At 37.9% G+C, this 25,604-nt stretch carries 25 protein-coding genes; 11 read left to right on the plus strand and 14 right to left on the minus strand.

Translation table 11 applies throughout. The features are described 5' to 3' along the window. Positions 1 to 17: 17 nt before the first annotated feature. On the minus strand, positions 18 to 773 hold the full coding sequence (locus ACE1ET_RS13350; protein ID WP_375728914.1) for a DUF481 domain-containing protein: 756 nt from the start codon (positions 771 to 773) through the stop codon (positions 18 to 20). A 131-nt stretch (positions 774 to 904) separates the two neighbouring features. Here ACE1ET_RS13350 and ACE1ET_RS13355 point away from each other — a divergent pair, with 131 nt between their 5' ends. The 5 genes from ACE1ET_RS13355 (at position 905) to ACE1ET_RS13375 (ending at position 7,484) form a co-directional block, all read left to right on the plus strand. Beyond that, positions 905 to 2,104: a pyridoxal phosphate-dependent aminotransferase gene (locus ACE1ET_RS13355; protein WP_375728915.1), complete on the plus strand. Its 1,200-nt coding sequence runs from the start codon at positions 905 to 907 to the stop codon at positions 2,102 to 2,104. Between the two features lie 80 nt (positions 2,105 to 2,184). Next, positions 2,185 to 3,429, plus strand: coding sequence for an ABC transporter permease (locus ACE1ET_RS13360; RefSeq protein ID WP_375728916.1), 1,245 nt, complete (start codon positions 2,185 to 2,187; stop codon positions 3,427 to 3,429). Between the two features lies 1 nt (position 3,430). Next, positions 3,431 to 4,069, plus strand: a complete 639-nt coding sequence (locus tag ACE1ET_RS13365) for an NUDIX hydrolase (protein ID WP_375728917.1) — start codon at positions 3,431 to 3,433, stop codon at positions 4,067 to 4,069. A gap of 52 nt (positions 4,070 to 4,121) precedes the next feature. Continuing rightward, a complete protein-coding gene (locus ACE1ET_RS13370; RefSeq protein ID WP_375728918.1) occupies positions 4,122 to 5,615 on the plus strand; it encodes a peptide MFS transporter in 1,494 nt (497 codons plus the stop codon). Positions 5,616 to 5,765: 150 nt separating this feature from the next. Beyond that, on the plus strand, positions 5,766 to 7,484 hold the full coding sequence (locus tag ACE1ET_RS13375) for a peptide MFS transporter (protein WP_375728919.1): 1,719 nt from the start codon (positions 5,766 to 5,768) through the stop codon (positions 7,482 to 7,484). 62 nt (positions 7,485 to 7,546) lie between these two features. Here ACE1ET_RS13375 and ACE1ET_RS13380 read toward each other — a convergent pair whose 3' ends face one another. Then, a complete protein-coding gene (locus ACE1ET_RS13380; RefSeq protein ID WP_375728920.1) occupies positions 7,547 to 8,560 on the minus strand; it encodes a dihydroorotate dehydrogenase-like protein in 1,014 nt (337 codons plus the stop codon). A 185-nt stretch (positions 8,561 to 8,745) separates the two neighbouring features. Next, on the minus strand, positions 8,746 to 9,195 hold the full coding sequence (locus ACE1ET_RS13385; RefSeq protein WP_375728921.1) for a hypothetical protein: 450 nt from the start codon (positions 9,193 to 9,195) through the stop codon (positions 8,746 to 8,748). A gap of 268 nt (positions 9,196 to 9,463) precedes the next feature. Here ACE1ET_RS13385 and ACE1ET_RS13390 point away from each other — a divergent pair, with 268 nt between their 5' ends. After that, a complete protein-coding gene (locus ACE1ET_RS13390) occupies positions 9,464 to 11,050 on the plus strand; it encodes an aldehyde dehydrogenase (NADP(+)) (protein ID WP_375728922.1) in 1,587 nt (528 codons plus the stop codon). Here ACE1ET_RS13390 and ACE1ET_RS13395 read toward each other — a convergent pair. Next, positions 11,047 to 11,466 carry a flavodoxin family protein gene (locus tag ACE1ET_RS13395; protein WP_375728923.1) on the minus strand — a complete coding sequence of 140 codons (420 nt, stop codon included), beginning with the start codon at positions 11,464 to 11,466 and terminating at the stop codon, positions 11,047 to 11,049. The genes ACE1ET_RS13390 and ACE1ET_RS13395 overlap by 4 nt on opposite strands. Positions 11,467 to 11,537: 71 nt before the next feature. On the opposite strand from ACE1ET_RS13395, the gene ACE1ET_RS13400 reads away from it, so the two are divergent. Then, on the plus strand, positions 11,538 to 12,392 hold the full coding sequence (locus tag ACE1ET_RS13400; RefSeq protein ID WP_375728924.1) for a pyruvate, water dikinase regulatory protein: 855 nt from the start codon (positions 11,538 to 11,540) through the stop codon (positions 12,390 to 12,392). Here the strand turns inward: ACE1ET_RS13400 and ACE1ET_RS13405 are convergent. After that, positions 12,385 to 12,810 (minus strand): hypothetical protein, encoded by a 426-nt coding sequence (locus ACE1ET_RS13405; RefSeq protein ID WP_375728925.1) that lies wholly within the window; start codon positions 12,808 to 12,810, stop codon positions 12,385 to 12,387. The genes ACE1ET_RS13400 and ACE1ET_RS13405 overlap by 8 nt on opposite strands. 145 nt (positions 12,811 to 12,955) lie before the next feature. On the opposite strand from ACE1ET_RS13405, the gene ACE1ET_RS13410 reads away from it, so the two are divergent. Beyond that, positions 12,956 to 13,717, plus strand: a complete 762-nt coding sequence (locus ACE1ET_RS13410) for a TerB family tellurite resistance protein (protein WP_375728926.1) — start codon at positions 12,956 to 12,958, stop codon at positions 13,715 to 13,717. A gap of 110 nt (positions 13,718 to 13,827) precedes the next feature. After that, the gene (locus tag ACE1ET_RS13415) at positions 13,828 to 14,271 is read left to right on the plus strand and encodes a DUF5606 family protein (protein ID WP_375728927.1); all 444 of its coding nucleotides are present in this window, start codon (positions 13,828 to 13,830) and stop codon (positions 14,269 to 14,271) included. Between the two features lie 112 nt (positions 14,272 to 14,383). Here the strand turns inward: ACE1ET_RS13415 and ACE1ET_RS13420 are convergent, their stop codons facing one another. From ACE1ET_RS13420 to coaD, 3 genes are all read right to left on the minus strand, one after another. After that, entirely contained in the window at positions 14,384 to 14,917 is a 534-nt protein-coding gene (locus ACE1ET_RS13420; protein ID WP_375728928.1) for a DUF6515 family protein, read from the minus strand. An 83-nt stretch (positions 14,918 to 15,000) separates the two neighbouring features. Then, on the minus strand, positions 15,001 to 17,643 hold the full coding sequence (locus ACE1ET_RS13425) for a C1 family peptidase (RefSeq protein WP_375728929.1): 2,643 nt from the start codon (positions 17,641 to 17,643) through the stop codon (positions 15,001 to 15,003). An 11-nt stretch (positions 17,644 to 17,654) separates the two neighbouring features. Next, the gene (coaD, locus tag ACE1ET_RS13430; RefSeq protein ID WP_375728930.1) at positions 17,655 to 18,128 is read right to left on the minus strand and encodes a pantetheine-phosphate adenylyltransferase; all 474 of its coding nucleotides are present in this window, start codon (positions 18,126 to 18,128) and stop codon (positions 17,655 to 17,657) included. 194 nt (positions 18,129 to 18,322) lie between these two features. Between coaD and ACE1ET_RS13435 the strand changes: the two genes are divergently transcribed. Further along, complete coding sequence (locus ACE1ET_RS13435) at positions 18,323 to 19,600, plus strand: polysaccharide deacetylase family protein (protein WP_375728931.1); 1,278 nt, start codon at positions 18,323 to 18,325, stop codon at positions 19,598 to 19,600. Next, positions 19,597 to 20,511: a hypothetical protein gene (locus ACE1ET_RS13440; protein ID WP_375728932.1), complete on the plus strand. Its 915-nt coding sequence runs from the start codon at positions 19,597 to 19,599 to the stop codon at positions 20,509 to 20,511. The genes ACE1ET_RS13435 and ACE1ET_RS13440 overlap by 4 nt, the downstream gene beginning before the upstream one ends. Positions 20,512 to 20,590: 79 nt before the next feature. Here the strand turns inward: ACE1ET_RS13440 and ACE1ET_RS13445 are convergent, their stop codons facing one another. Genes ACE1ET_RS13445 through ACE1ET_RS13470 form a run of 6 tightly spaced genes read right to left on the minus strand, consistent with a single transcriptional unit; the run spans position 20,591 to position 25,563 of the window. Beyond that, complete coding sequence (locus ACE1ET_RS13445) at positions 20,591 to 21,985, minus strand: TlpA family protein disulfide reductase (RefSeq protein WP_375728933.1); 1,395 nt, start codon at positions 21,983 to 21,985, stop codon at positions 20,591 to 20,593. 39 nt (positions 21,986 to 22,024) lie between these two features. Continuing rightward, positions 22,025 to 22,906: a hypothetical protein gene (locus tag ACE1ET_RS13450; RefSeq protein WP_375728934.1), complete on the minus strand. Its 882-nt coding sequence runs from the start codon at positions 22,904 to 22,906 to the stop codon at positions 22,025 to 22,027. Beyond that, on the minus strand, positions 22,881 to 23,726 hold the full coding sequence (locus ACE1ET_RS13455) for a hypothetical protein (protein WP_375728935.1): 846 nt from the start codon (positions 23,724 to 23,726) through the stop codon (positions 22,881 to 22,883). The genes ACE1ET_RS13450 and ACE1ET_RS13455 overlap by 26 nt, the downstream gene beginning before the upstream one ends. Next, positions 23,683 to 24,528 carry a tetratricopeptide repeat protein gene (locus ACE1ET_RS13460; RefSeq protein ID WP_375728936.1) on the minus strand — a complete coding sequence of 282 codons (846 nt, stop codon included), beginning with the start codon at positions 24,526 to 24,528 and terminating at the stop codon, positions 23,683 to 23,685. Before ACE1ET_RS13460 ends, ACE1ET_RS13455 begins: the two co-directional genes overlap by 44 nt. Further along, positions 24,491 to 24,883: a membrane protein insertion efficiency factor YidD gene (gene yidD, locus ACE1ET_RS13465; RefSeq protein WP_375728937.1), complete on the minus strand. Its 393-nt coding sequence runs from the start codon at positions 24,881 to 24,883 to the stop codon at positions 24,491 to 24,493. The genes ACE1ET_RS13460 and yidD overlap by 38 nt, the downstream gene beginning before the upstream one ends. Further along, positions 24,880 to 25,563, minus strand: a complete 684-nt coding sequence (locus ACE1ET_RS13470) for a hypothetical protein (RefSeq protein WP_375728938.1) — start codon at positions 25,561 to 25,563, stop codon at positions 24,880 to 24,882. Before ACE1ET_RS13470 ends, yidD begins: the two co-directional genes overlap by 4 nt. Between the last annotated feature and the right edge of the window lie 41 nt (positions 25,564 to 25,604).

Below are 25,604 nucleotides of genomic sequence, written 5' to 3' on the forward strand. Positions count from 1 at the left end.
TAAATACAATGTAATGTTTAAAAGGAGTAATTAAACGAATTGTTTACTGTGTAATAGAGATTATCAACTCCGCTCGGCGTAATAGAGTCATAGTCAATTTTAAAAAACAGGTTGAAGGAGAAATTTTTTCTGATATCTATTTTTAGACGTGATTCACTCCAGATGCGGTAATCTTCCGGATCGGAATAATCCGGTTCATAATAAGTGCTGTGTTGTAGTCTGGTATTTTCTGTCATTTGCCAGCTAAAACTAAGGAGTGAGCTGAATTTAACCAGACTTTTCCTGTTTTGAATATTTGAACTTTCGTACAGCTCATTCAAATAGATAGTGTAGGCTACAAGGCTTAGTGAGAATTTTTGCGATGAGGCAATCTTAAACCTGGGGCCTCCTCCCAGAATATTTCTGTATTTTAAGCGTTGAACACCATTGTAATCATACTGATAAATGGCTTCTGCAGAAATAAATTTTTCAGGAACCATAAAATTATAAATTACGCCGAAGTGTCCCTTGTTTATGTTTTTTTCCTTATCTACCTGATCCAGAACAATATCACCAAACACCATGTAAGTATTTAAACTATCATTATACTGCAGTTTCATTCTGGATCCATTCTGAACAATGTTTTTATTGTTATGCGTAAAATTTAACGAATAGCTTAATTCTCCCTGAAAGCCTCTGACCGGATTCTTTGACCGACGCTCATCCAGACTGATGATTTGGGAAAATGAGTTTATTGTGATGAAAAAGATGATAACTGATATTAAAAATCGCATAATACAAGCATAATTACAGGGGACAAAAATAAAAAAAGAAATGAAAGCGTCTAAAATTGCAATTATTCGTTTGCATGATTATCTTTGCTCGCTATTAAAAAACTGATAAAAATCAGGGTTAGAACGTTTTTATGCCAATAATTTCAGACAGAGGAATACGTATGCCGAAGTCCCCGATTCGTAAATTGGGGCCTCTTTCAGATCAGGCAAAATCGGAGGGTGTAAAGGTTTATCACCTTAATATCGGACAGCCTGATTTACCTTCGCCACCCGAAGCATTAGAAGCTATTCGGAATATCCAGCGTACTGTGCTGGAATATTCACCCAGTGAAGGATATTTGAGCTATCGTAAAAAGCTGGCGGAATATTACCATACCTTTAATATTGATGTTACAGCCGAAGATATTATCGTAACAACTGGTGGAAGTGAGGCAGTTACATTTGCATTCATGTCGTGTCTTGATCCGGGAGATGAAATTATTGTTCCTGAACCATCATATGCCAATTATACTGCGTTTGCCATTGCTGCCGGAGCTATCATAAAAACCATTCCATCGCACATAGAGGATGGATTTGCCTTGCCACCGGTTGAAAAGTTTGAAGAGTTGATAACCGACAGGACCAAGGGAATTATGATTTGTAATCCGAATAATCCAACGGGTTACCTTTATACGCAAAAAGAGCTGGACAGCATCAGGGATCTGGTAAAGAAATATGATTTATTCCTGTTTTCAGATGAGGTTTACCGTGAGTTCTGTTATACAGGTGCTCCTTATATATCAGCTTTTCATCTTGAAGGAATTGAAGATAATGTGATTCTGTTCGATTCTGTTTCCAAACGTTACAGTGAATGTGGGATCCGGATTGGTGCTTTGGTATCAAAAAATAAGGCTGTTAAGGATAATGTAATTAAATTTTGCCAGGCCAGGCTAAGTCCTCCATTGATTGGTCAAATAGCCGGAGAGGCTTCCCTTGGAACATCTCAGGAGTACATGCTGAATGTTTATAATCAGTATGTGGAACGGCGAAAATTTCTGGTTGACCGTCTGAACCGGATTAATGGCGTGTATTGTCCGATTCCAATGGGTGCATTTTATTGTGTGGCACGTTTACCGATTGATGATGCTGATCGCTTTTGCGCATGGCTGCTAAGTGATTACAGGCTAAACAATGAAACCATTTTTATGGCACCAATGTCCGGCTTTTACACCACACCGGATCTTGGCAGAGATGAGGTGAGGATAGCTTATGTGCTGAATAAGGAAGATTTACGCAAAAGTGTAATTATACTTGAGGAAGCTTTAAAAGTTTATCCGGGAAGAACAATTTAGAAAACACTTAACATTTTATATGAGGCGCTGCATTTTAAACAGCGTCTTTTTTTTCTACATTTGTGAAAATTCATTCAGCGTTGAATCTCGAGTATTTTATAGCAAAACACATATATAAAGGTAATTCGGAAAGCACAAGGTTTTCGGGGCCTGCTGTAAAAGTAGCTATTGCAGGAATTGCGCTTGGCCTTGCTGTAATGATTATTGCAGTAGCGATTGTTACCGGTTTTAAAAAAGAAATCCGCGAAAAGGTCATTGGATTCGGTTCACACATTCGTATTTCAAACTTCGATAATAACAACAGTTTTGAAACTGTTCCCATCCGCGTGGATTCTTCATTCGTTAAGTCCCTGTATGGTATTAAGGGAATTAAAAAGGTACAATCATATGCCACTAAACCCGGAATAATAAAGCATGGTGATGCTGTTCAGGGCGTTATTCTGAAAGGATTTGATAAGGACTTTGATCATACGTTTATCGATCAGAACCTGATCAGTGGAAAACCGGTTCAGTTTGGAAGTGGTGTGCGGAATGACAGTGTGATGATCTCCGAACGTCTGGCTAAGATGATGCATCTGAAACTGGGGGATAAATTCAATACGTTCTTTTTTCAGGACAAGATAAGAGCCCGTAGTTTTTATGTGAAAGGTATATTCAGAACCAATTTCCCTGAGTTCGACAAATTATTTGTTCTGGTTGATATCCGGCATATAAAGAAATTAAATAACTGGGACGATGATCAGGTGAGCGGTTTTGAGATTATAATCGACGATTTCGACCATTTGGATCAGATTGGAAGGGAAGTTTTTCTGAAAACGGCTAATAAATTCGATGACAAAGGTTCTTCATTGCTTTCACGCACCATTAAAGAGTTGCATCCCGATATTTTTGGATGGCTCGATTTACTGGATATGAATGTTTGGATCATTCTTGCTTTAATGCTTACTGTTGCATCCTTTAATATGATTTCGGGAGTGCTGATTCTGATCCTGGAACGCACCAGCACTATTGGATTGCTTAAATCTCTTGGTGCCAGAAACTGGTCCATACGAAAGATCTTTTTATACAATGCTGCTTTCCTTATTTTAAAGGGTTTATTGTGGGGCAACGTGATTGGAGTTTTACTTTGTTTAGCACAATACTATTTCCAGTTTATCCCGCTTGATCCACATAGTTATTATGTTGACACGGTTCCGATTAATTTAAAACTGTGGCATGTTCTGGCTTTAAATGCCGGTTCAATGCTTATGATTGTTCTGATGATGGTACTACCTTCCTATATTATAACGCGTATTAATCCCTCAAAATCCATGAAATTTGAGTGATATGATGGCATTTCCGGACTGGTTACATGAACGTTTAAAAGAAGAACTTCCAGGACAAGAGGCTCAACTGAAAATGGTTCCTCCATCTGGCAGATCAAACCGGTTCCAGCCGATGAACAATCCTGTTATGAGCGGAGTATTATTGTTGCTGTTTAAAAAAAACGGGAACTGGAACACTGTATTTATTAAGCGCACTGATTATGACGGGGTTCATAGTGGTCAGATAAGTCTTCCGGGTGGGAAGAAAGAAGAAGAGGATGCCGATTTGTCGGTGACAGCCTTGCGCGAATCATTTGAGGAGGTTGGCGTAAATCCTGCAGATGTAAGGATTTTAGGAAAGCTGACTACTGTTCAGATTCCGGTAAGTGGTTTCGTGGTTGAACCTTATGTAGGTTTTATTGGTTATGAACCAGTATTTATTCCCGATCCGGGTGAGGTTAAAGAAGTGATAACAGCTGATCTAGGTTTATTTACTGATCCCGGTAAAAAAGATGTTTTTACATTCGTAAAAGGAACCTTTTCTGTTGAAGCACCTTATTATAATTTGCACGGTGAAAAACTGTGGGGTGCGACAGCAATGATGATAAGTGAGTTTGAGGAAATTTGGAGAGAGTATTGTGAAAAGGGGACAAGGAAGTAAAAAAATGATATTTTTGTAAGTCATATAGACAAACTAAAAAACAAGATTATACATGAAAAACAAGAACACGGCTTTCTTTGGACACCCGATTGGCCTGTTGACGCTATTTTCTACAGAAATGTGGGAGCGCTTCAATTATTATGGCATGAGGGCACTGCTTATGTTGTTTTTAACAGCATCGTTTGCCACCGGTGGATTTGGAATGGAGCAAAATGATGCTCAGGTTATTTATGGAATATTTACCGGATTGGTCTATGTTACGCCGATAATCGGGGGTATGCTGGCCGATAAAATTCTGGGACAGCGTAAAACGATTTACATTGGTGCCATGACCATGGCGATAGGACAGTTTTTGCTGGCTTATTCTGCCATCATCAGCCCGGAAACTTACGAATACAAACAGACGATATTTTTTATCGGTTTAGGGGTGCTTATATGTGGTAACGGGTTCTTTAAACCTAACATCTCCACGATGGTAGGTGATCTTTATGATATTAGTGACCCAAGACGTGATGGCGCATTTACAATTTTCTACATGGGTATCAATATTGGTGCTACAATTGGTCCTTTTATAGCTGGATGGCTTGGTGAAGATATTGCCTGGGAATACGGTTTTCTTGCAGCGGCTGTGGCGATGTTGATTGGTTTTACATGGTTCTATTTTTCACACGGTGCTTTAGGTACAACCGGTATGCCACCAAAATATAACCGTACAAAAACCAAATTAATGGCTAAAGACAGACTGGATATCGTGATGTATATTGCAGGAATTGTTGGTTTGGTAGCAGCTTTTGTACTTGGCTGGAAACAGATACCTGATATTATTCAGAATATTATTATTATTACTGTTGCAGTAGTAGGTGTTGGTTATCTGGGAAGTAATATCTATAAGAATACAAATGGAAAGACGGAATGGAGTCGTGTTGGGGTCATTCTTGTGCTGGCTCTTGTTAATATATTTTTCTGGAGTGGATTTGAACAGACCGGAAGTACACTTAATATATTCATAAGGGATCAGGTTGACAGAACAATCGGTAATTTCGAAATTCCTGCCACATGGTTTCAGACTATAAATGCCATATTTATTGTCTTGTTTGCACCGTTATTCACTTTGATGTGGGCTAAACTCGATAAATGGAAGATGAATCCCAATACTCCAATGAAGTTTTCATGGAGTTTATTTCTGTTGAGTGCTGGTTTTGTAGTTATGGCATTTGCAAATGAAAGAGCATCAACCGGAATACTTGTAAGCCCGTTATGGTTGGTAGCTGTATTTATGCTGCACACCTGGGGAGAATTATTTATGTCACCGATTGGTTTGTCGATGGTTACAAAATTATCTCCTGCAAAGCTGGTTTCTACAATGATGGGAATTTGGATGGGGTCATTTGCGTTGGGTAATTACCTCGCAGCAATGCTAAAACCAATCGTTGAGAAATTCGATTTGCCTTTATACTGGTTTATCGCAATTGAAACAGCTATTGTTGGTGTAATTATGGCTATTGCGGCTCCTTTCCTTAAGAAAATGATGAAAGGTTTGAAATAGACTAACTGATATAAATAGTTGAAAGCCCCGGTTATTCCGGGGCTTTTTGTTATTTGGCAATATGACTTTTATCACGTTGTGAATCTTAAAAGAATTATTTAATTACATTTGTTTTTATAGGTATTTCATTTAACATCTAAACACATTACAATGAGCAAAGAACGACATCATCCAAGAGGTCTAATGATCCTGTTTTTTACCGAGATGTGGGAACGGTTTGGTTACTATTTAATGCTTGGTATTTTTACCCTGTATATGACGGGTTCGAAAGGTGCAACATTTCCCGGCCTGGGAATGAGTAAGTTTGAAGCTGCTGATATTTATGGCACCTACCTTGCACTGGTTTACCTGACTCCTTTTTTTGGTGGTTTGTTAGCCGACAGGGTATTTGGATACAGGCTTTCCATATACATTGGAGGTACATTAATGGCTCTGGGTTATATCGGATTATCCATTCCTGATAACATGATGTTTTTCTATTTGTCGTTGCTGTTAATTATACTGGGTAACGGTTTGTTTAAACCAAATATTTCTGTTTTACTGGGAAAACTCTATGAGAAACCTCAATTTGAAGCCAGAAAGGATTCCGGTTTTAATATTTTTTATATGGGTATTAATATAGGCGCTTTTGTTTGCAACTTTGTGGCTGCCTACCTTCGTTTGACTTATGGCTGGGGCTGGGCATTTGCAGCTGCCGGTATCGGAATGTTTGTCGGATTGATATGGTTCACATACGGAAACTTTTCCACGCCGGAACTTAAAGAAGCGGATCAGATTGCACCAAAACGTGAGAACGACATGAGTTTACTTAGGATATTCTCAACCATGTTTTTACCGGCATTTGGTGCTGCTGCTTTAGGTTGGCTGATCCCGAATAACATATTCGGAAGTGATTCCACAGATGCTTTTATTTTCTTCTGCTTACCGGTACTTTACTACTTCTATAATGTTTGGCGTACGGCAGATAAAAATGAAAAAGAACCCATTGCAGCTCTATTGGCAATTTTTGGTGTGGTGATCATTTTTTGGGCTGTATTTCATCAGAATGGATCAGCGCTTACTTACTGGACGCAATACAATACAAAACGTGATGTCGGACCAACTACAGAAATGGTACTGAACCGTATTGCCAGTACAGAGGAGGTCTCTACTGTGCCTCGGGAACGCGAGATCGTTGGTTTGCATGGAGAACCTAAGGGAGTTGAAACAGGTCCAAGCTATTATTTTGACAATTATACAGGTGATTTGCCGTCGGGGAATCTGGAAGGAAAACCAGCAGATGTATCAAAAGAAGCATGGGAAAAAGTACCACAGGAAGGACGGTCAAAATACGGTAAATTAAATCTATGGCCTACGGAACTGCAGGCTTCCATAAATCCCGGTTTTGTTGTGTTGTTGACGCCCTTGGTTGTGGCATTTTTTGGTTTTCTTCGGAGACGAAAAAAAGAACCAACTACACCCGGTAAGATCGCCTGGGGGATGCTTATTTCAGCCTTTTCATGGTTGATTATGGTTGCTGCTGCAATCTTTTCAAAAAATGGTATGGATAAAGCTTCCATTTTCTGGCTCTTTGGTGTATACGGAGTAATTACTATTGGTGAATTGTGTTTGAGTCCAATGGGATTATCTTTGGTTTCAAAAATGGCACCAAAGCGAATTGCCGCCCTGATGATGGGAGGCTGGTTTCTGTCAACAGCTATTGGTAATAAATTGTCGGGCGTACTTTCCGGAATGTGGGATCTTTTTGAGAAAAAGTCCAACTTCTTCCTGACCAATGCTGTTCTAACATTTGGCGCATTTCTGGTAATTTTCTTTATTATGAAATGGTTAAGACGGGTTTACACCGAACATGTAATTAATAAACAATAGCACAATAAAAGCAAAAGAGCGTTGCAGGGATGCAACGCTCTTTTTTGAATGATTGATTTGAATTAACGGATATCTTCTGTTAAAAACAATGGTTTTTGTTTGAGTAAGATATCAACGTATTGTGCACGCGTATACTGCGTTTTATCTTTAATATTTATATGGGCCAGTTTACCTCTGAAGTCATCCAGTGATTTGTAACCTTTTGAGTTCATCCAGCCATCCAGTCTGTCCAGTATTGTTGGAATATGTTTCCATCCCCATTTATAAATTACACTTACAATTTGAACCGAATTGGCCCCAGCTAAAATCATGCTCACCACATCATTCCATGTGTAAATACCGGTATTGCTAACAATGTCAGCATCAATTTTACCGTACATGAGTCCTGCAAACCTCAAAGCATATAATCTTTCCTCTGGCTCTGTATAATCCCAGCTTAATGCAAATTCTTCCTTGTGAGTGTCTATTGTGGGCAGGAATAAACGATTAAACAGTACGAATGAATCTGCACCGGCTTTGTCAAGTCTTTCAATAAGATTCAACGGATTTGTATAATAGCGGCTTAATTTAATCTGGATCGGAAGATTTGTAGCCTTTTTTACAGCTTCAACAATTCTTACCTGATAATCTTCTATCTCCTGTGCAGTACGTTCAATTTTTTTCGGTGTGTCGTAGAAATTCAATTCCAGACCAGCAATACCTGTGTCGGCAAGCGCTTTAGCATATTCCACCCATGTTTGTTCATACACACAGTTTATACTTGCAAAAACAGGAATACTAACCGCATCAACAGCCGCTTTTAATTTTAAAATATGTTCACCCGGGCCACTATGCTCAACAACCGGAAACAAATTAGTCATTTCAGCATTTCGATCATCATACTGATGAAGTTGTTCTTCCAGTTCATAGGCTTCACGCATGATCTGCTCCTCGAATAAACTTTTAAAAACGATGGCTGAAATACCGGCTTCTTCTAATTCTTTTAGTTTTTCAGGATGATTTGAAAGGCTGCAAGCCCCTAGCACAAGTGGGTTTTTAAGTTCTACACCCATTAATTTTGTAGTGAGATTATTCATGGCATTTTTGTTTTAAGAACATTTAGATTCTCCTAAAAGTTTAATGAATTTGTTACTTTTAAAAAAGTATAAAGCAATTTGTACAGTAGTCAGAAAGTCCTAGGCGTTAAAAGTCAAATAGTTAACACTTCCGGATTAAAATCCACGTATTGAAAAAAGATGTAAGATTTAATTAATGCCTGTGTTCAAAGGTCCAGATAATGTTCCTCGAAATAACCAAATGTGTATGTCTTATTGGTTCCGTTTTCAGAAACATGAATCTCTTTGGTTTTTGTATCAATTTTTAAATCATCAAAGGTGTGTTTGCTGAAGTTTTTAAAAACTTTTACTTCAGGCATTAATTGTTTCTGAATAAAAAATACAGCATACTTATGGTCGACGTTTTTAGCTTTAAAAACCATTTCGTAAGCATAATAATCAGGATAAAACAGTTTTTGTGGTTGTTGCGGAGAAACCTTGGATTTAAACAATTCATCAAAAAATGCCAGATCAGGTTTTTCAGCATATCTGCAAGGAATCAGTTCTTCGTAGTCAATATCCAGAATTCCCCATAAATTATTCTTTTGAGCATAATAGAAAAAAAGAATATCCTTAGTTCCAAATTCTTCAATATTATCGTACAAATAATTCTCCATCCATGAATGTTAACCGGCAGATTTTAAACTTTCGTAATATCAGAGAAGGAATCGTTAAAATTTAATTTTTATTCCTTGTAAACATGAGAAAATCAAAATCTCATCTAAAAATATAAAATTATTATAACATTAATGTAAAATCAACACGTATTTGTAAATAGTTTGTTAAGAATCTATAATTTACTTTTTTGATTAATAAATGGATGCCTTAACTTCGTATAAGTTTTGTAACTAAAGTGCAATGCTGTTGTTTATATTAAATTAGCACATGATGGTACATGGAAAAAACAGAATTGGGGAAAATCTAAGTTGTATAGGTTCTGTCACATACGCCACGATGGATCCTTCAAAAAATGAAGCGTTGGAAGGGGCATTTTTTTGTGCAACCGTGGATGAGGTAAACCTGGCTATACAAAAAGCAAAGGACGCTTTTATCGCATACAGAAAAGTCCCTGCATTTAAAAGGGCCTCTTTCCTGGAGGCTATTGCTGAAGAAATAATGGCTTTGGGAGATGCTTTGGTGAGGCGTGCTTCTGCTGAAACAGCTCTATCTCCGGAAAGAATTGAGAGCGAACGAGCCAGAACGATGTTACAGCTTAGATTGTATGCTGAACATATTAAAGAAGGTTCGTGGGTAAATGCCAGCATCGATTTGGGTGATCCGGACAGAAAGCCTAATCCGAAACCGGATTTGCGCAGGATGTATTTACCCATTGGGCCTGTTGTTGTATTTACGGCCAGTAATTTTCCGCTGGCTTATTCCACTGCAGGAGGTGACACTGCTTCTGCACTGGCTGCTGGAAATCCGGTAGTTGTAAAATCCCATCCATCACATGCAGGAACAAATGAAATGGTAGCGGATGCTATTGCAAAAGCTGCAGAGCGAACAGGAATGCCTGATGGTGTTTTTTCTTCTTTGAATGATAATTCGTTCAGTGTAGGAGAACAACTCGTGAAGCATCCTGATACAAAAGCCGTAGGATTTACCGGATCCTACAATGGAGGTATGGCTTTGTGGAGACTGGCAAATGAACGGGAGGTGCCTATACCGGTCTTTTCTGAAATGGGTAGTACTAATCCTGTTTATTTACTTGAAGATATTTTACATCAAAGCAGTGCACAATTGGCCAAAACAATGGCTGCCTCTATTACTCTTGGGGCGGGACAGTTTTGTACAAATCCTGGGTTAATGGTTGGAATTCAAAGTAATGCATTAAAGAGTTTTGCAGCTGTTTTGGAAGAAGAGTTTCAAAAGGTTATTCCGTCTGTTATGTTAAGTGCTGGTATTGCCGGCAATTATTTCTCGAAACTTGAAATGGCCTTGCAGCAAAAGGGAGTCACTTTACTGACACAACGATCTGTACGTTCGGATGGAACAGAAAACTCTGGTATGCCAGGAGTTGCAACAGTTCCGTTTAAGGTCTTTAAAACAAATCCGTTATTGCACGAAGAAATATTCGGGCCTTTTTCTCTGCTGGTTATATGTGAAAACATAGATGAGATGAAAGACTTTGCAGCATTACAGAGAGGTCAACTCACCACATCGGTATTTGGTTCAGAAAAGGATTTTAACGATGCAGGTGATCTAATTAATAAGTTACTGGATAAAGCAGGACGGTTAATTTTTAACGGAGTCCCTACAGGGGTAGAGGTGACCACATCCATTCAGCATGGTGGACCTTACCCGGCAACAACAGACAGTCGTTTTACATCTGTTGGCCCTGATTCTGTTTTGCGGTTTGTGCGGCCGGTTGCATTTCAGAATGCACCTGAGTCAATGCTTCCGGATGAACTGAAAAATGGAAACCCACTGGGAATATGGCGTAAGTTTAACGGGAAACTGGGCAAGGATTAATCAACTAATGTATCAAGTATATGCTTGTTTTGATCCGATAAACTGTTATTTCTGGATTTGATGGTTGCTTCCACACTGCTTATTTTATCTTTTAAATGACGATGCATTGACTTAAACATTTTTCCGGTATACACTTTATAAGTGGTGAAGAGTACTGTCTTCTGTGATTTAAGTGGAGGTAAATGTTTTGCAAATTGTTTCCATTCCCTGTCCGGGTGCTGAAACATCAGGAACATCCCCTGGGTCCAGCAACCTAAAAATACAATATCAGCCTTTTGAACCAATTCATCACTGTAATCATCTATTGACTTTACAGTTACATTATTTCCTTTTTGCTTTAAATAGTAACCAATTTCTCTTGCAAAAGCATTGGTGGTCCCCTTTTTACTGCGGAATAAAATAGTAATGTTTTTCATGCTCGGACTGGTTACGTTATAAACTTTTATAAATTCAGATTTGTTTTGTAAAAATAACAATATTAACGCCTATGCCCAATAGTGAAAATTCAAAACGACCCATTTTTATCGTATCCGGCGGTAGAGGAGTGGCAGGACATACCATGGTACAATCACTTATTATACAGTATCCTGATAACAAAATACCTGTAAATATAATACCGAACGTACAGAGCAGGGAAAAAATAGAAGAGGTAGTTAAAAAGGTTAAGAATAACAACGGACTTTTGTGTCACACAATGGTTAATGGAGACCTGAGAAAGATTCTTGTGACGGCCTGTGAAAATAACAAGGTAGATCACATTGATTTTATGGGGCCGCTGGCTGATTTCCTGGAAAATGAGTTGGGATTGAAGTCAGTGAATGTGCCAGGATTATACCGTAGAATTAATGCCCAATATTTTGATCGGATTGAAGCGATTGAGTTTGCTATGAATCACGATGACGGTTTAAATCATAACCGGTTGCTGAAGTCGGAAATTGTACTTATAGGACTGTCGCGAAGCGGAAAAACACCATTGAGTGTTTATATGTCTATGTACGGTTGGAAAGTTGCCAATGTGCCAATCGTAATGGGAATTGAGCCACCTGAAGAGTTGTTTCAGATTGATCCTAAACGGGTATTTGCATTAAAAATTTCGCCACAGAGCCTTATAGCACAGCGATATAAGCGATTGGCTCAAATGAATAATCTGAGTAACTCAAAATATATTGATTCCATTGCAGTGAATCAGGAAATCAGAAATTTTAATCTGATTGTTGAACGGGGAGGCTTTACAACAATTAATGTAACCAATAAGCCAATTGAAACATCTGCCAATGAAATTATAGGTATCGTGTCGGAAAGGTTCGGCAGTAATTTGTCACACGATGCCCCCGTTAGTTAACTTTCTTTACGATTAAGGAACACCTGTAATCTTCTATGGAAGTTTGATTAGGGTATTCAGGATAAGGCTCAACCAATAAGAGGTTAAAAAGGAGATTGCCCACTATGACAGTATCGGGAAACAGTTTATCGCCGTAGGTGTTCAGCACAAAAGTAGTATCCATGTCATTTCCGGCATAGGAAAATTCTATTGCTGCATTTCCTTCCCACACACACACCACATTTAACGGACATCTGGAATCGGTTATTACGCTATCAAAGGTTATTGTAAATCCTTCAGAGGTGTTAATTCTTGTTTGCTGAAAGGCAAATAGAGTTGTATCGTTCAGATAAATATGATCATCTGAATAATTTACCGGATCGTGATCACAGCACGATAGTAAAGTAAGTAATGGTATGATTAATAACAATGTGCGCATGTGTCAAAATTTACATTAAAGATTGTAATATAAAATGGATGGTTGCATGACTATCTGTCTTAAAATGTCTTAATTGATAATTCCGTTGAAGTATCAATTCGTTTAAAATATGTACTTTTAACGCGCTAATTTAACAATTCAATTAATGGGAAGATTTAGCTGGATAGGAGGAGGTCTTGGTTTTATTCTTGGTGGCGGACCCATAGGTGCCGTTATTGGTGCTGCATTGGGTTATGTGGTTGACGAGATGAAAACAGGAGCAAAAGCTCAGGGGGGGTATCAGTCATATCGGGGATCAACACAACAAACATATCAGCCTAATGCGACAAGGGGAGATTTTAATATTTCCTTTTTGGTATTGATAGCAGCGGTTATGAAAGCGGACGGTAAGGTTTTGCGATCAGAACTGGATTATGTTAAAGATAACTTTGTACGCATGTTTGGGCCTGAAGCAGCCAGGGAAGCTGTAAGGATGTTGGGCGATCTTATCAAACAAAATATTCCCGTTCGCGATGTGTGTCTTCAGATCACGCATAATATTGATCATCCATCCAGGTTACAGTTATTACATTTGTTATTTGGCGTTTCTGCTGCCGATGGTCATGTTGATCCGAAAGAGCTGGAGCTCCTCCAAAGAATTGCAGGGTATTTTAATATAACGGACAGCGATTTTAATTCAATTAAATCAATGTTTGTTACGGATGTTTACTGGCCGTATAAAGTTCTTGAAATAGAAAGAGATGCCACAAATGATGAAGTGAAAAAGGCATATCGTAAAATGGCGGTTAAGTTTCATCCGGATAAAGTAAATCATTTAAGTGAGGAAGTAGTTCTTCAGGCAAAAGAAAAGTTTCAGAAAGTTAACGAGGCATATGAAAAGATTAAAAAGGAGCGTGGAATGAATTAATTTTTGCCCAGGTAATATTGTTTCACGGGCAACGTTTAATGAATTATCATTTCATTGTTTTTAATTTTATTTCTAAATGTTATTTTTGCCGAGTTTAAAAAAACAAACACATGTTAAAAGGAATATTATCAATATCAGGAAAACCCGGACTTTACAAAATGATTACGCAGGGTAAAAACAGCATTATTGTTGAATCGTTGTTGGACGGGAAACGCATTCCGGCTCATTCATTCGCCAAAGTAATATCGTTGGAAGATATTGCGATTTTTACAGAAACTGAAGAAGTTTCATTGGCGGAGGTCTTTAAAGCTATTATCGAAAAAGAGGGTGAAGGTAATCCGGCACCTGATGCAAAGAAAATCTCAGGAGATGAATTAAAGGAATACTTTGAAGAGATTTTACCAGAGTATGATCGTGACCGTGTTTATGTTTCAGATATGAAAAAAGTACTGGTATGGTTTAATCTTCTTTTAGAGAATGATCTGTTAAAAATGGACGAAGAAGATAAGGAAGAGGAAACTGATAGCGAATCAGCAGAAGAGGATAAAAAATAGACTTTAAATAAAGTTCAGAAAAAGGCCGGATCAGGATTGATCCGGCCTTTGTGTTATCGCATCACGCGATAAGCAATCACCACTATGGACTAAGCCAAACAAAACTCAACATTTAAACAATCCGATAACCCCACGGAGTCCATTCGAATAAAATATTATGATACCTGAAATAAAAGTTTCCGTTTATTCTTACCTTAACAACACCAGCGGGTAATACTTTGATGTGTGTCGGACGCTCAACCAAAATAAATCCTCTGTTCGGAATATGTCTGTAATAACGACCTTCATTTACATAATACCTGCATCCATCAATATGAACTGCTAAAAAGTTTCTTGGGAGTTTTGCTACCAGGTGAGGAGGCCTCTGAACCGGTAACCGTCTGTGATAAACTCTTTCGCTTCTAAACTTTACAGGTCTGTTATTAAAAACAACAGGTCCGTTTTTTTTATGATGGTTGTTGGTGTAATTATAGTCTTTATATGTATAGGTAGAGTGATGCTTTTTTTGCTCAGCTCTGTTATTCCTGTTCTCTTTCTTGTTTTCATGAGATCTGGCTCTGTTTCTTTCCTGAGCTCTTACGCCTGATAATGTAAATGCTACCATTAACATCATCGCGAGTACTCTGTAATTTGTTTTTGTTTTCATGACTACTGATTTTAAGTTAAACTTATCAGCGCGCTTGAAAACATTAAAGCAAATGGTGTGCCAAAGTCAGAAATAAGGAAGTTTTAATATATAAACTTATTGATATAGTGAAAGTTATCAGATTTGACTTCAACGATGTAAATACCTCTTGGCAAGTTAGGATTCCTTAAATAAAACATGCCGTATTTTGTCTCATCATAGATTGTCTGATCTGTCATTGACCTGTCTATATGTCTATTGTAAACAACCCTGCCGTTGAGGTCGTAAATATTTAATTCTGCACCCGTTTCGGTCATTCCTTTTAAATCAAATTTCAATGTATCCAAAACGATTGACGGATAAACATTCACCGGATAATCATCGAAAGTTGGTAGATCAGTTTTAACCTGAATATAGACTTCACCGGTTTCTCCTCCGGCTGAACCATCCATTTGAATCCAGTATGTTTTTCCTGGTGTCAGGTTAGATACTGTATATATTTCAGCTGAATAATCTGAACTATGGGCATCATCATTAGCAGCCAGTAACGTATAGTTGGATTTACTTCCACTCAATATATCTTCCCATGTTCCGGTAGAAATAGCATCATAAAGTGCAAGCTGATTGTCAAAACCTGTTGATGTTATACCTACTTTACCTGTCATTGGGGCTCTGAACTTAAACCAGATGCTATTCTGAAGACCACCTTCTGCACACCAGTCAATCTGGTTATTGCAATCACCTTCTTCAGGTGCAGGCTCATTTGCCTGAACGGTTGCATACGCATTGCTAAAAGGCCCCTCAAGCACGTTGATAGTTAACTCATAAGCATCCGAAATATCGTCATATGGAACCACAACACTCTGAATTTCAATACTGTCCAGTGTTTCACAATGACCCAACATTCCCCTGACTTTAATCCATAAATCAGGTGATTGAATATCAAAGGTCAATATTGCTCCTGCTGTTTCAGGATAGTCCGATGTCGCAGGCCAGATATAATCATCAGCTCCGTGAGCAATTATAGTAACAGGTTTACCACGTGCAACTATATCACTGCCAACACCATTTATCATAAATATTTCCGGTTCAGATACAACTTCCAGTACCTGATATTTTGTTATTGTGTCATTTCCCAACTGGCTGTATGCTATCATTTTAGCATCCGTAAATCCAACATCATTCATGTGATAGGTCAGGTCTTCATCTGGTGTATAACTCATCAATGTGTCGAACGCCACATTTTCATGATAAAAAATCCATTTGAATGAATCCACATTTCCAATGCTGGTATTTATCAGTGTTATATCATTATCAATACAGTAGTTTGGCCTTTCTGCAACAAAACCTGCCACCGGTGCAACCATATTCTTAGCATAAGCTCTTACGCAAAGATCAAAATCATTGTCGGTGGTGATCCCAACATCTTCCCAGCTAATACCGTCACTACTTATCCATTCATAACCAACCGGTTCAATCCGTGGATTTGAGAAACCTGATTCAACTGTTTCAATTGGAATAGGCCAGTTATATCCCGGCGTTTCATACCTTATTTGTACATAAAAGTCTCCGGAGTCAATTTCTGATGCCATTTCAAATGAATGGTAACCAGGGAAACGGCAAATCTTGGTTGGCAGGACCTCAATGGTATCCTGTAATTCTGCACCATCCCAGTTTTTGGCAATTACTGCATCCACAATTGTTCCACCGGTATTTACATATGAACCAATACGATTGATAACCTGTGTTTTGGGAGCATGGAATTTTACAAGAGCATAACCTATTTCACGGTTTTCGGCATCTTTTAAACCCCATGAAGTAATTGCTCCAAGCCTGTCATAAAGGTAGAGCGTATCAACTTCTTCAGTTTCTATTCTGCCCGGATAAAGTGAAATTTCCTTTCCAACATATTTATCGTAGTATGACACATAAAAATAACCATTAAGTCCCCAATCTGCACCCCAGGAATTTTTAATGATCCATGCACCTTTTCCCGGAGGATTGCCTGTAGAAATATTATTGACAATCATATTATCATCCCATCCAATTATAGTAACTCCGTGATCAATTGGCTGGACATCGTTGTAATAATATGTATGCGATGTTGAATTATAATGCGTATAGAAATTGTTGGTGCTCATGCTCGTAGCTACAGCGCCATATTTCATAATCAGCTGTTTGATGTTTTCAATACCGGTAGCGGTGTACATTTGAGTCACATAAGCCGGATAGTCTGATTTATTTGTAATTGATTTGCACCCTTCCACATTCATATTGGAATACGGATCGGCTGATTCATAAACCGGACCGGATAAACGTGTCAGATAGGCCGAAGCAATAAAGGCATTCCCACCATCATACGGAGACCATTCAAAACCGTGACAATTGGCAAAATTTCGAACAGACAGGGCAACTTCCGGAAGGCCGAGTTTTAACCAATAGGATTCCAGAGATGCGGATGCTGCAAATGCCCAACAGGTACCATAGATTCCCTGGTCTTTAATTGAAGATATATAATTGGTACCGTTAACATCTCTCAGATCAAATGCTTCAGGTAACATCTCAGCACTTTTCAGTTCAAGATCTGAATAGTGGACATTGAAAGGAGAGGGGCGATATGCCTTGTACAGTTCAGGATGCTCCAGATATTTCTGGTAATCACTCTTAAACGGTGCCTTGCTATCATTCTGAGCCTGAGCAGAAAATAAAATCAAACAAAGAAATACTACAACACTAATCCTTCCCATCTTTCCCTGTTTTAAATAAAATCCTTTATGTTAATTTTTTCAGGCAGAAACATTGATGCATCTCCGCCATGTCTTAAAATATCTCTTACAATAGTTGAATTCACAGGTGTTTGCTCGGGTGTGGTTAGTAAGAAAACAGATTCAATACCTGTCATTTTTTTGTTGACCTGTGCTATGGCCCGTTCGTATTCAAAATCTGCAGATGTTCTGATTCCTCTCAGAATAAACTGAGCACCGGCATCTTTTGCAAATTCCACTGTAAGTCCGTCATAACCACGAACTGTAATTGTGGGCTCATCTTCGAAAACCTTTTCTATCATAGCCATACGGGTACTTAACGAAAAGTATGTACTTTTATTGGAATTGTAGCCAACGGCAACAATGATTTCATCGAAAAGTACAAGACCTCTTCTTACTATGGCTTCGTGTCCAACGGTTATCGGATCAAAGCTTCCCGGAAATATGGCCACTTTTTTATCACTCATTATTTTTTAATCTTATGACTGACAAACAAAGATAAAAAAAACCATTAATTAATACACATTTAATATTTAATAACATCTTTGTAAAACATAATGTAAATAGCAAAACGTAGGACAAAATCAACTAAACCACCTAATTCCAACAAATAAACATAACGTTACTATGAATAAATCAAGGTTATCATTATTTTTGATTTATGTTCCTGTATACAGAACACATAACCAGTCGTCATAGTTTTGTTGCACGATTATTCAGCGACAGATTAGGTATTCCGTTCAAATGGGTGGATGATCCTGAATACCTCAATTCGGAAGCTTCAGTAATTGCATATGCCTCAGAACCAATAAAAAACAAACTTGTCATTTTTAATTCAGGCTTTCTGGATGAGGAGTGTCTCAGGGATGAATTACCTGAATTTAAAGATGGTATATTTTCTGCTAAGGGTGAATTCTTGCTTGAATCAGATCTGTTCAGTGCCGTGTTTTACGTTGTTTCAAGGTACGAGGAATATTACAATACGGGTACTGATACGCATGGTCGTTTTAAACCTGAAAATAGTATCCTGTATAAACTTGGACTCATTCACAGGCCGGTTGTGGATGAGTGGATTTTTTCCTTTGGGAAAATACTCTCTGACGAATTTGGTTTGGAAATAAATCCTCCATCATACCGGTTTCAGCCTACATTTGATGTAGATGTGGCATTTGCATACCTTGGAAGACCCTTCTGGCTAACTTTGGCAGGTTACGCGAGAGATTTAACTAGGCGAAATTTCAATTTGTTCAGAGAACGTTTCCGGGTTAATACCGGTTTAGACAAAGATCCTTATGATACATATGCAGAAATAAAAAAGGTATGTAATGATGCTGCCGTGAAACCGTTTTTTTTCTTTCAGCTTGGAGTAAGGAATACCTATGATAAAAACCTGTATCCTCTTCTGCCACTAATGAAAAATCTTATTTCAGATACGGATGAATGGGCTGAGGTTGGGTTGCATCCTTCATATCATTCAAATTCAGATCCGGAAAGTCTCACGTATGAATTTGAGCTGTTCGAAAAGATTCTAAAGCGAAAACCTGTTGCCACGCGTCAGCATTATCTGAAGTTAACTTTTCCGGGTACCTTTCAAAAGCTGGCTGAAAAAGGAATTGAACAGGAATATTCTCTTGGTTATGCTCATGTTACGGGATTCAGGGCAGGAACCTGTCATCCTTTCCCGTTTTTTGATCTGACTACGAATACTGAAACCGCACTGATCTTAAAGCCGTTCATGGTGATGGACGGTACATTAAAGGATCATATGAAACTTGATGTGGAAGCTGCAAAGTTGCATGTGAATAATCTTGTTGAAGCTGTCAAAGAAAATCACGGGGAGTTTATTTTTATCTGGCATAATTCATCACTTGACAGACCCGGAGACTGGCACAACTGGAAAGAGGTTCTTAAACACATATTTAAAGTGGCTGCATTATGATCCGTTTTTTGTCAGGAAAAGAAATAGACACAAAGAAATGGGATAATGCCATTTCCGGGTCATGGCATGAAACCGCTTACGGATATTGCTGGTATCTGGATATTGTCACACCTGGATGGAGTGGATTGGTACTTGATGATTATAAGGCGGTTATGCCGCTTGTTACATCAAAAAAGGCAGGTTTGAGTTATGTGCTGAATGTACCATTCATGCAATATACAACCATTTATGGTTTAAAGCCTGATAATGTTTTATTTCATGAATTTATAAAAGCCATTCCTGCAAAGTTCAGGTATCTTGATTTTAAAATTTATTTGCCATTTAAACCTGTATTGAAAAACGCAGAAATTTATTCTCATACCAATCTTATTCTTGATCTGTCCCAAAGCAAAGCAGAACTGTTTTCCTGTTTTAATACAAACACCAAGCGTAATATTAAAAAAGCAGAAAAGCAGAGTATCAGAGTTAATGCATCAGATAACCCTGAACCTATGATAGATACTTACACCCGTTTTAAACAACGAAAATACAATTCACGCTTTGATGATAATATTGCAGAGAACATTAGGAACGTAATTCAATCCGGCATTCATAACGGATTTGGGGAGCTTCTTTATGCGTATGATTCGGGGAATAATTGTTTGGGTGGAACCTATTTTCAGAAATCAGCGTCACGTATAATATACTTGTTTTCAGCGGCTGAAGATGAAGCCAAATCCACCGGTGCAATGGCATATATTGTGAAAAAGCAAATTCATAACTATGCAGGAACTAATATGATATTGGATTTTGAAGGTTCAGATATACCTGGAATAGCGCGCTTTTATAAAGGATTTGGTTCAACAGATGAAAAATATTATCATATAAAAATAAACAGGCTGCCTAAACTGATTAAATGGATAAAACGCTAACGTCAGCTTAAAAATTAAATGCAATTATAAAAAACGCCACAATGAGTTCACCGCGGCGTTTTTCTTATATGATTTTGCGTTACTTCATGTTTGCATATTTTGACAGAGTTTCAAGCGTTGTAGGGTCTGATGGTCTTGTAGCATCCGCATTAATAATTTTCCCTTGTTTATCAATTAAAATAAAGCGGGGAATTCCGTCAACTATATAATCCTGAGCAATAGTAGATTCTCCAGCTTTGTCTGCAAAAAGCTGATATCCCTGTAGATCTTCTTTTTTTATCATATCCTCCCAGTCTGTTTTATCAGGATCAATTGAAACATTCACAAATGCTATGTCTTTGTCTTTTAAATCCGATTGCAGTTTTTTCAGGAACGGGATTTCATATTTACACGGACCACACCATGTTGCCCAAATGTCCAGGTAAACTACCTTCCCTTTTAACTGGCTGAGTGAAACCATGTTTCCGTTAATATCTGGATAACTGAATTCAGGCGCCTGCTTACCGGGTTTAATAGCACTATACATATCTATTTGTTTCATGAATTCGTCGATGTCTTTATCATTCGATAAAACATCCAGGTAACGGTTTTCAGCAATCGTCTTCTGACTTGGCGTCATACGCGGGTACATGCGAAGAATATTTTTGCCAAGGTCATTTTTAACCATCGGATCTGCGTCCAGCGAATCAATCGCATCAAACGATTCATTCAAATATTCATCAGATTCAGTATCATCTTTGTATTTGCCCAAAGCATTATCGATTTTAATCTGGTATTCGTTTAGTACAAAATTTTTATAGCTTGGCAGATATTTGTAGAAAGTCATATTATCCAGCGGTATATCTTCTCCTACCAATGCAAAAGATTCAGGAACTGCCGATGTATCACCTGGGGCGTACCGCGTATGATAAGCAGGGTAATACTTGTATATCTGAGCCACATTGATGTTGGTATACATTTTTATCATATCGGTGAAATCCTGCGGCAGATTATAGGCCGTCTTAAAACTATCGATCAAAGCAAAGTCCTTGTTTAGGTGATTTTGCAGATAATCATCAAATTTGGATGGTGGGTAAGCCAGCAATTGCTGTACTGGTATTTTAAAGGTATTATCTACCACTTTCAGTGTCAGTTTACTTTCAGGGCTTCCCTGAATGGATACCAAATCGAATTTACGGTTCTTAAGATCCTGAAGGTCAAAGTTAACCGTTATCTTGTCACCTGGTTTGGCATAGACCCAAATTCCATAACGGTCAATAATCAGATCCAGAAACTCTCCGTTGTCAATTTTTACTACATCGCTGAAATTCCCATCTGATAACTGCAGCGTATCGATATTGCCGGTTACATTACTTCTGATATATACAGTGGCATCGCCTGCATTTGAAATATTACCCATAATTTCAGCTGTATCAGAAGGTTTACATCCAGTAACCAAAGCTATTAATGCCAGAATGAAAAAAATCTGTTTCATAATCTTAATCAATATTATATTTATTTAAAATTCACACAATTATATACTTGTTAATAGTCTTTTGAAGTGTGATTTTTGCTGTTCGGAGTAAAAATCTGATTGCAATAAGTCGTCCAGAAATGCCTGACGGCTGCGGTTCAACTCGTTTGTATCACCTTTTGCTTTTAAAATTCTTAAGCAGAACCATTTATAAATGTAGTTGTTTGGGTAATATGCGACAAGTTCCCTAGCATTTTTTAACGCTTGGTCAAAATTCTTTTCTCCTTCGAAATAAATGCGGACCAAAAAATACAAAGCTTCAGTTCTTACAAAGACGGATGGTGAATTTTTTAGATTTTCGAGCATTATAATGCCTGACCGTTTATTTGACTCCGGCCAGTCGTTCAGGATATACCTTGCTGCAAAAGTGTTTTCTCTGGCGTACGTAATGTAGTAGTTAAATAAGCCCCAGTAAAGCATATTGAAATCATCGGTTGGTTCCGGATCATACTGGTTAAAAAACTGTCTGATATCATCAAAAAGTAGAAGAGGGGCAATATAATTTGATTTTGAAATATTTACTCTTAGTTTTAACAGGTTTACCGAAACTTCATATACTCGTTTCAAAGAATCATCATTTCCCGGTGTGGGTTTGTAACGAAGGTAATTGGTACAGGTCTTAATATTGAATTCTGCTTCGTTTCCACTCAGATACTCCCAATAATATGAATAGGCATAGGGCAGAACTTTGTATTCTTCGTCCGTCTGCATGGAATATGTAAGTTCACGGGCTTCTTTAAATCTGAAGTTGTAAATGAGGCTGACAATGGAGTCCAGTTGGGACAGTTTAAATTGCCCAGCCTGCATTTCTGATACGTACAGTTGTGATGTTATGATTATGACCAGAAAGAGGTATTTATGGATGTGCTTTACCAATTTCAAGAATATGATTAAATACGTCGTTTTTTACTTCCATCAGTTTATGTTCTGCCATATGTTTGGCTTTTTCGGCTCCTCCCATATAGTATCTCTGAAACCAGGGCCCGAACAAAAACAGTCCGTCGAATCCGGAGTAGATAATTCCTACCTGAACCATTCCGTACATTAATGCACTTAACAATACAAATGAATTAATTCCATCCTTTATATTACCGGTGTGAATCTGCCCTAATCCGGGTAACATATAGCTCATGGTTTCAACTTTTCCAGGGCGATGTCTTTTTTGCATTTTTTTGAGGTATGCAAATTCAGCATCCAGTTGATTTATTTCTCCGGGGCTTAAGTTTTTTGCAAAACTGGCTTTGGCATTTTCAAAATCATCCATCCCATAATATACGACTCCCAGATAAAACCAAAATGTTTCTGTCTGAGCTGTATCATAAAGTGAATCTACATTCACCAGTTCGTAATATGCATTAGAAAACCTCTTTCTTAAAATATTTGAATATGTTTTCCGTAAAAGAATCTCGGTCTTTATGCTGTCATTGTTTTGTGCAAAGTAAGCTTTGTCCAGAAATATGTCTGAGAGGCCGTAGGATCCTGTTTTAAAATAACATTCGCCAATACTTCTGTAACTTTCCGCAGTGTAGGTTGTACCAAGAAAAATTGCACGGTTAAATTCCCTGGCCGCATCACTGAAATTTCCTTTTTCAAATTGCTGTCTGGCAAAACTGTATGCCTGATCACCTACCTGAGCATATGTTGAAAAGGTAAGCAGACTAAAAATCAGATATATATAACTTCGTTTTATTAACAATTTCATCTTCTTTTGAAAGGTTGTACTTTCTTACCGTGTTATAGCCACCATATACATTTCCCGAATAATATCCTACGGCCATGGCTCCTAAAAACCAGGTGTAAGGATTTTTTATGCCGTATTTATCGTATGCCCTGTAGGCCAGAAGTCCTGATATTGAGGTCATAAAAAAACCGACAAGTCCATCCTGCCATGCCCCGGCATACACTTTACCGGTTCCCGGTATGATAGCAGAAAATACCGCTCCCAGTGCCGGATGTTTGAGTTTCAGGTTTTTGCTTTCATCCACAAGATTCAATAGTGGAGAAATATTAGGTTCATTTCCATTCAATAATTCAGCTGCATCCCAGGCTTCCTGCCAGTCTTTTTCAACCAATCGGGTAGAAACGATATATTTTGATTTATAAGAAAGACAGCAGTTCTTTTCAATAAATGACATGCATTCATCATAATCCCCATCTTTAATTAACAAACTGGCATACAGGGTGCCGTAGCTGTCCGGCATCAGTTTGAGATCATAATCCTTTGAATAGTTCCTGTAGGCAATCAGAGCTTTGTCTTTTTGGTTCAGTATAGAATAAGTTTTAAACAACATAAAATTGCTGACCGAATCCTGAGGCTGAAAATATACGGCACGTTCAAATTCCTGTGCCGCCAGGTTATATTGATTTGTATTGAATAGATACTGACCGAATTTGAGGGAATGCTCAAAGTCGTATGCTGTCTGGGACAATGCATTGAGGGAAAAAAACAGCAAAAAAAACAGGAGACTATTCTTTAACCGGATCATAAAACTGTCCTGATTCATGAATTTTATAATATTTAGGTGATGCAAACGGATGACATCGGGTAAGACGATCGTAAATTTTAAATACAGATTTAGGAAATGGTTCCTGACGCAGGCATTCAACGGCATAAACAGAACAACTGGGATAAAACACACAGGATTGCATATCCTGGGAAGAAAAGAATGTTTTGTACCCTACAAATAAAACAGCTGCTGTAAATTCCAGCTCATTGGAACTGTTTTTGATATAACCATTGTAAGACGTATGTTCCGAAACCTCAAAAAGATCTTTTAATTCCTGTTTTTCATTGTTTTGAGCCGAAATTTCAATACAGATGCCTATGAAGCCTAATATGATCAAGTATTTAAGTTTCACAGATCAGGAATTTTAAAATTATACAATGATTCATTGCTACTCTCATTAAGTTTGATGTTTGCCAGGTTTGTTATCTGCATATACTGGGATGAGTCGTTGTAATAAGTTACACTTAAAATTTCACTGGGAATTTCTGTCCCATCAATGCTTTCATACTTTTTAAATATCTGGCGACTTAATATTTTCATATCCTTATCGTAGATAACCACAGAATAAAGGCGTTTGTCTTTATTAGCAACAAGAATTTTTCCTACATATTTACCAATAATACCACTTGGCAACCATGATGTAACGACAATACCTTTCTTTTTCTCAACGTTGTTTATCTGAAATCCGGCACTTTCTAATCCGTAATTAGCAAATGTACTACTCAGCAAGTAACTGAACATGGTATGTTCGGGCGGGATGATGTTTTTTCTGGTTTCCATTAACGTGTCACCATGATAAACGTACAAAAGCGTATCTTTAATAACATATGTTTCCCGTTTAGGAAATGTGTTTTTGAAAACAAGTGTCTTTATATTTTTATCAAAAAATACCTCTCCTTTAGTGACCCGGAATAAACTGTCCAGACCTTTCGATTTAAACAAAAAATCTGAATGGATACGGTAAGCTTCCTGAGAAAAGCCTGCGACTGAGAGAATAATCGAACAAAAAAATATTAGAAAAAAGCGTTTCATAAAGTATGTAAAAAAGCCCGGATTTGCACCGGGCTGTTCTG

This window comes from Quyinboa mangrovi (assembly GCF_042219825.1).
Classification (GTDB): Bacteria; Bacteroidota; Bacteroidia; order Bacteroidales; family UBA5342; genus JBHJHP01.

Bases quoted from the DNA above. Each gene is read 5' to 3' on its own strand.
- ACE1ET_RS13350 (WP_375728914.1), bottom strand. From the start codon at position 773: ATGCGATTTTTAATATCAGTTATCATCTTTTTCATCACAATAAACTCA.
- ACE1ET_RS13355 (WP_375728915.1), top strand. From the start codon at position 905: ATGCCAATAATTTCAGACAGAGGAATACGTATGCCGAAGTCCCCGATT.
- ACE1ET_RS13365 (WP_375728917.1), top strand. From the start codon at position 3,431: ATGATGGCATTTCCGGACTGGTTACATGAACGTTTAAAAGAAGAACTT.
- ACE1ET_RS13370 (WP_375728918.1), top strand. From the start codon at position 4,122: ATGAAAAACAAGAACACGGCTTTCTTTGGACACCCGATTGGCCTGTTG.
- ACE1ET_RS13375 (WP_375728919.1), top strand. From the start codon at position 5,766: ATGAGCAAAGAACGACATCATCCAAGAGGTCTAATGATCCTGTTTTTT.
- ACE1ET_RS13380 (WP_375728920.1), bottom strand. From the start codon at position 8,560: ATGAATAATCTCACTACAAAATTAATGGGTGTAGAACTTAAAAACCCA.
- ACE1ET_RS13385 (WP_375728921.1), bottom strand. From the start codon at position 9,195: ATGGAGAATTATTTGTACGATAATATTGAAGAATTTGGAACTAAGGAT.
- ACE1ET_RS13390 (WP_375728922.1), top strand. From the start codon at position 9,464: ATGATGGTACATGGAAAAAACAGAATTGGGGAAAATCTAAGTTGTATA.
- ACE1ET_RS13395 (WP_375728923.1), bottom strand. From the start codon at position 11,466: ATGAAAAACATTACTATTTTATTCCGCAGTAAAAAGGGGACCACCAAT.
- ACE1ET_RS13400 (WP_375728924.1), top strand. From the start codon at position 11,538: ATGCCCAATAGTGAAAATTCAAAACGACCCATTTTTATCGTATCCGGC.
- ACE1ET_RS13405 (WP_375728925.1), bottom strand. From the start codon at position 12,810: ATGCGCACATTGTTATTAATCATACCATTACTTACTTTACTATCGTGC.
- ACE1ET_RS13410 (WP_375728926.1), top strand. From the start codon at position 12,956: ATGGGAAGATTTAGCTGGATAGGAGGAGGTCTTGGTTTTATTCTTGGT.
- ACE1ET_RS13415 (WP_375728927.1), top strand. From the start codon at position 13,828: ATGTTAAAAGGAATATTATCAATATCAGGAAAACCCGGACTTTACAAA.
- ACE1ET_RS13420 (WP_375728928.1), bottom strand. From the start codon at position 14,917: ATGAAAACAAAAACAAATTACAGAGTACTCGCGATGATGTTAATGGTA.
- ACE1ET_RS13425 (WP_375728929.1), bottom strand. From the start codon at position 17,643: ATGGGAAGGATTAGTGTTGTAGTATTTCTTTGTTTGATTTTATTTTCT.
- coaD (WP_375728930.1), bottom strand. From the start codon at position 18,128: ATGAGTGATAAAAAAGTGGCCATATTTCCGGGAAGCTTTGATCCGATA.
- ACE1ET_RS13435 (WP_375728931.1), top strand. From the start codon at position 18,323: ATGTTCCTGTATACAGAACACATAACCAGTCGTCATAGTTTTGTTGCA.
- ACE1ET_RS13440 (WP_375728932.1), top strand. From the start codon at position 19,597: ATGATCCGTTTTTTGTCAGGAAAAGAAATAGACACAAAGAAATGGGAT.
- ACE1ET_RS13445 (WP_375728933.1), bottom strand. From the start codon at position 21,985: ATGAAACAGATTTTTTTCATTCTGGCATTAATAGCTTTGGTTACTGGA.
- ACE1ET_RS13455 (WP_375728935.1), bottom strand. From the start codon at position 23,726: ATGAAATTGTTAATAAAACGAAGTTATATATATCTGATTTTTAGTCTG.
- ACE1ET_RS13460 (WP_375728936.1), bottom strand. From the start codon at position 24,528: ATGAATCAGGACAGTTTTATGATCCGGTTAAAGAATAGTCTCCTGTTT.
- ACE1ET_RS13470 (WP_375728938.1), bottom strand. From the start codon at position 25,563: ATGAAACGCTTTTTTCTAATATTTTTTTGTTCGATTATTCTCTCAGTC.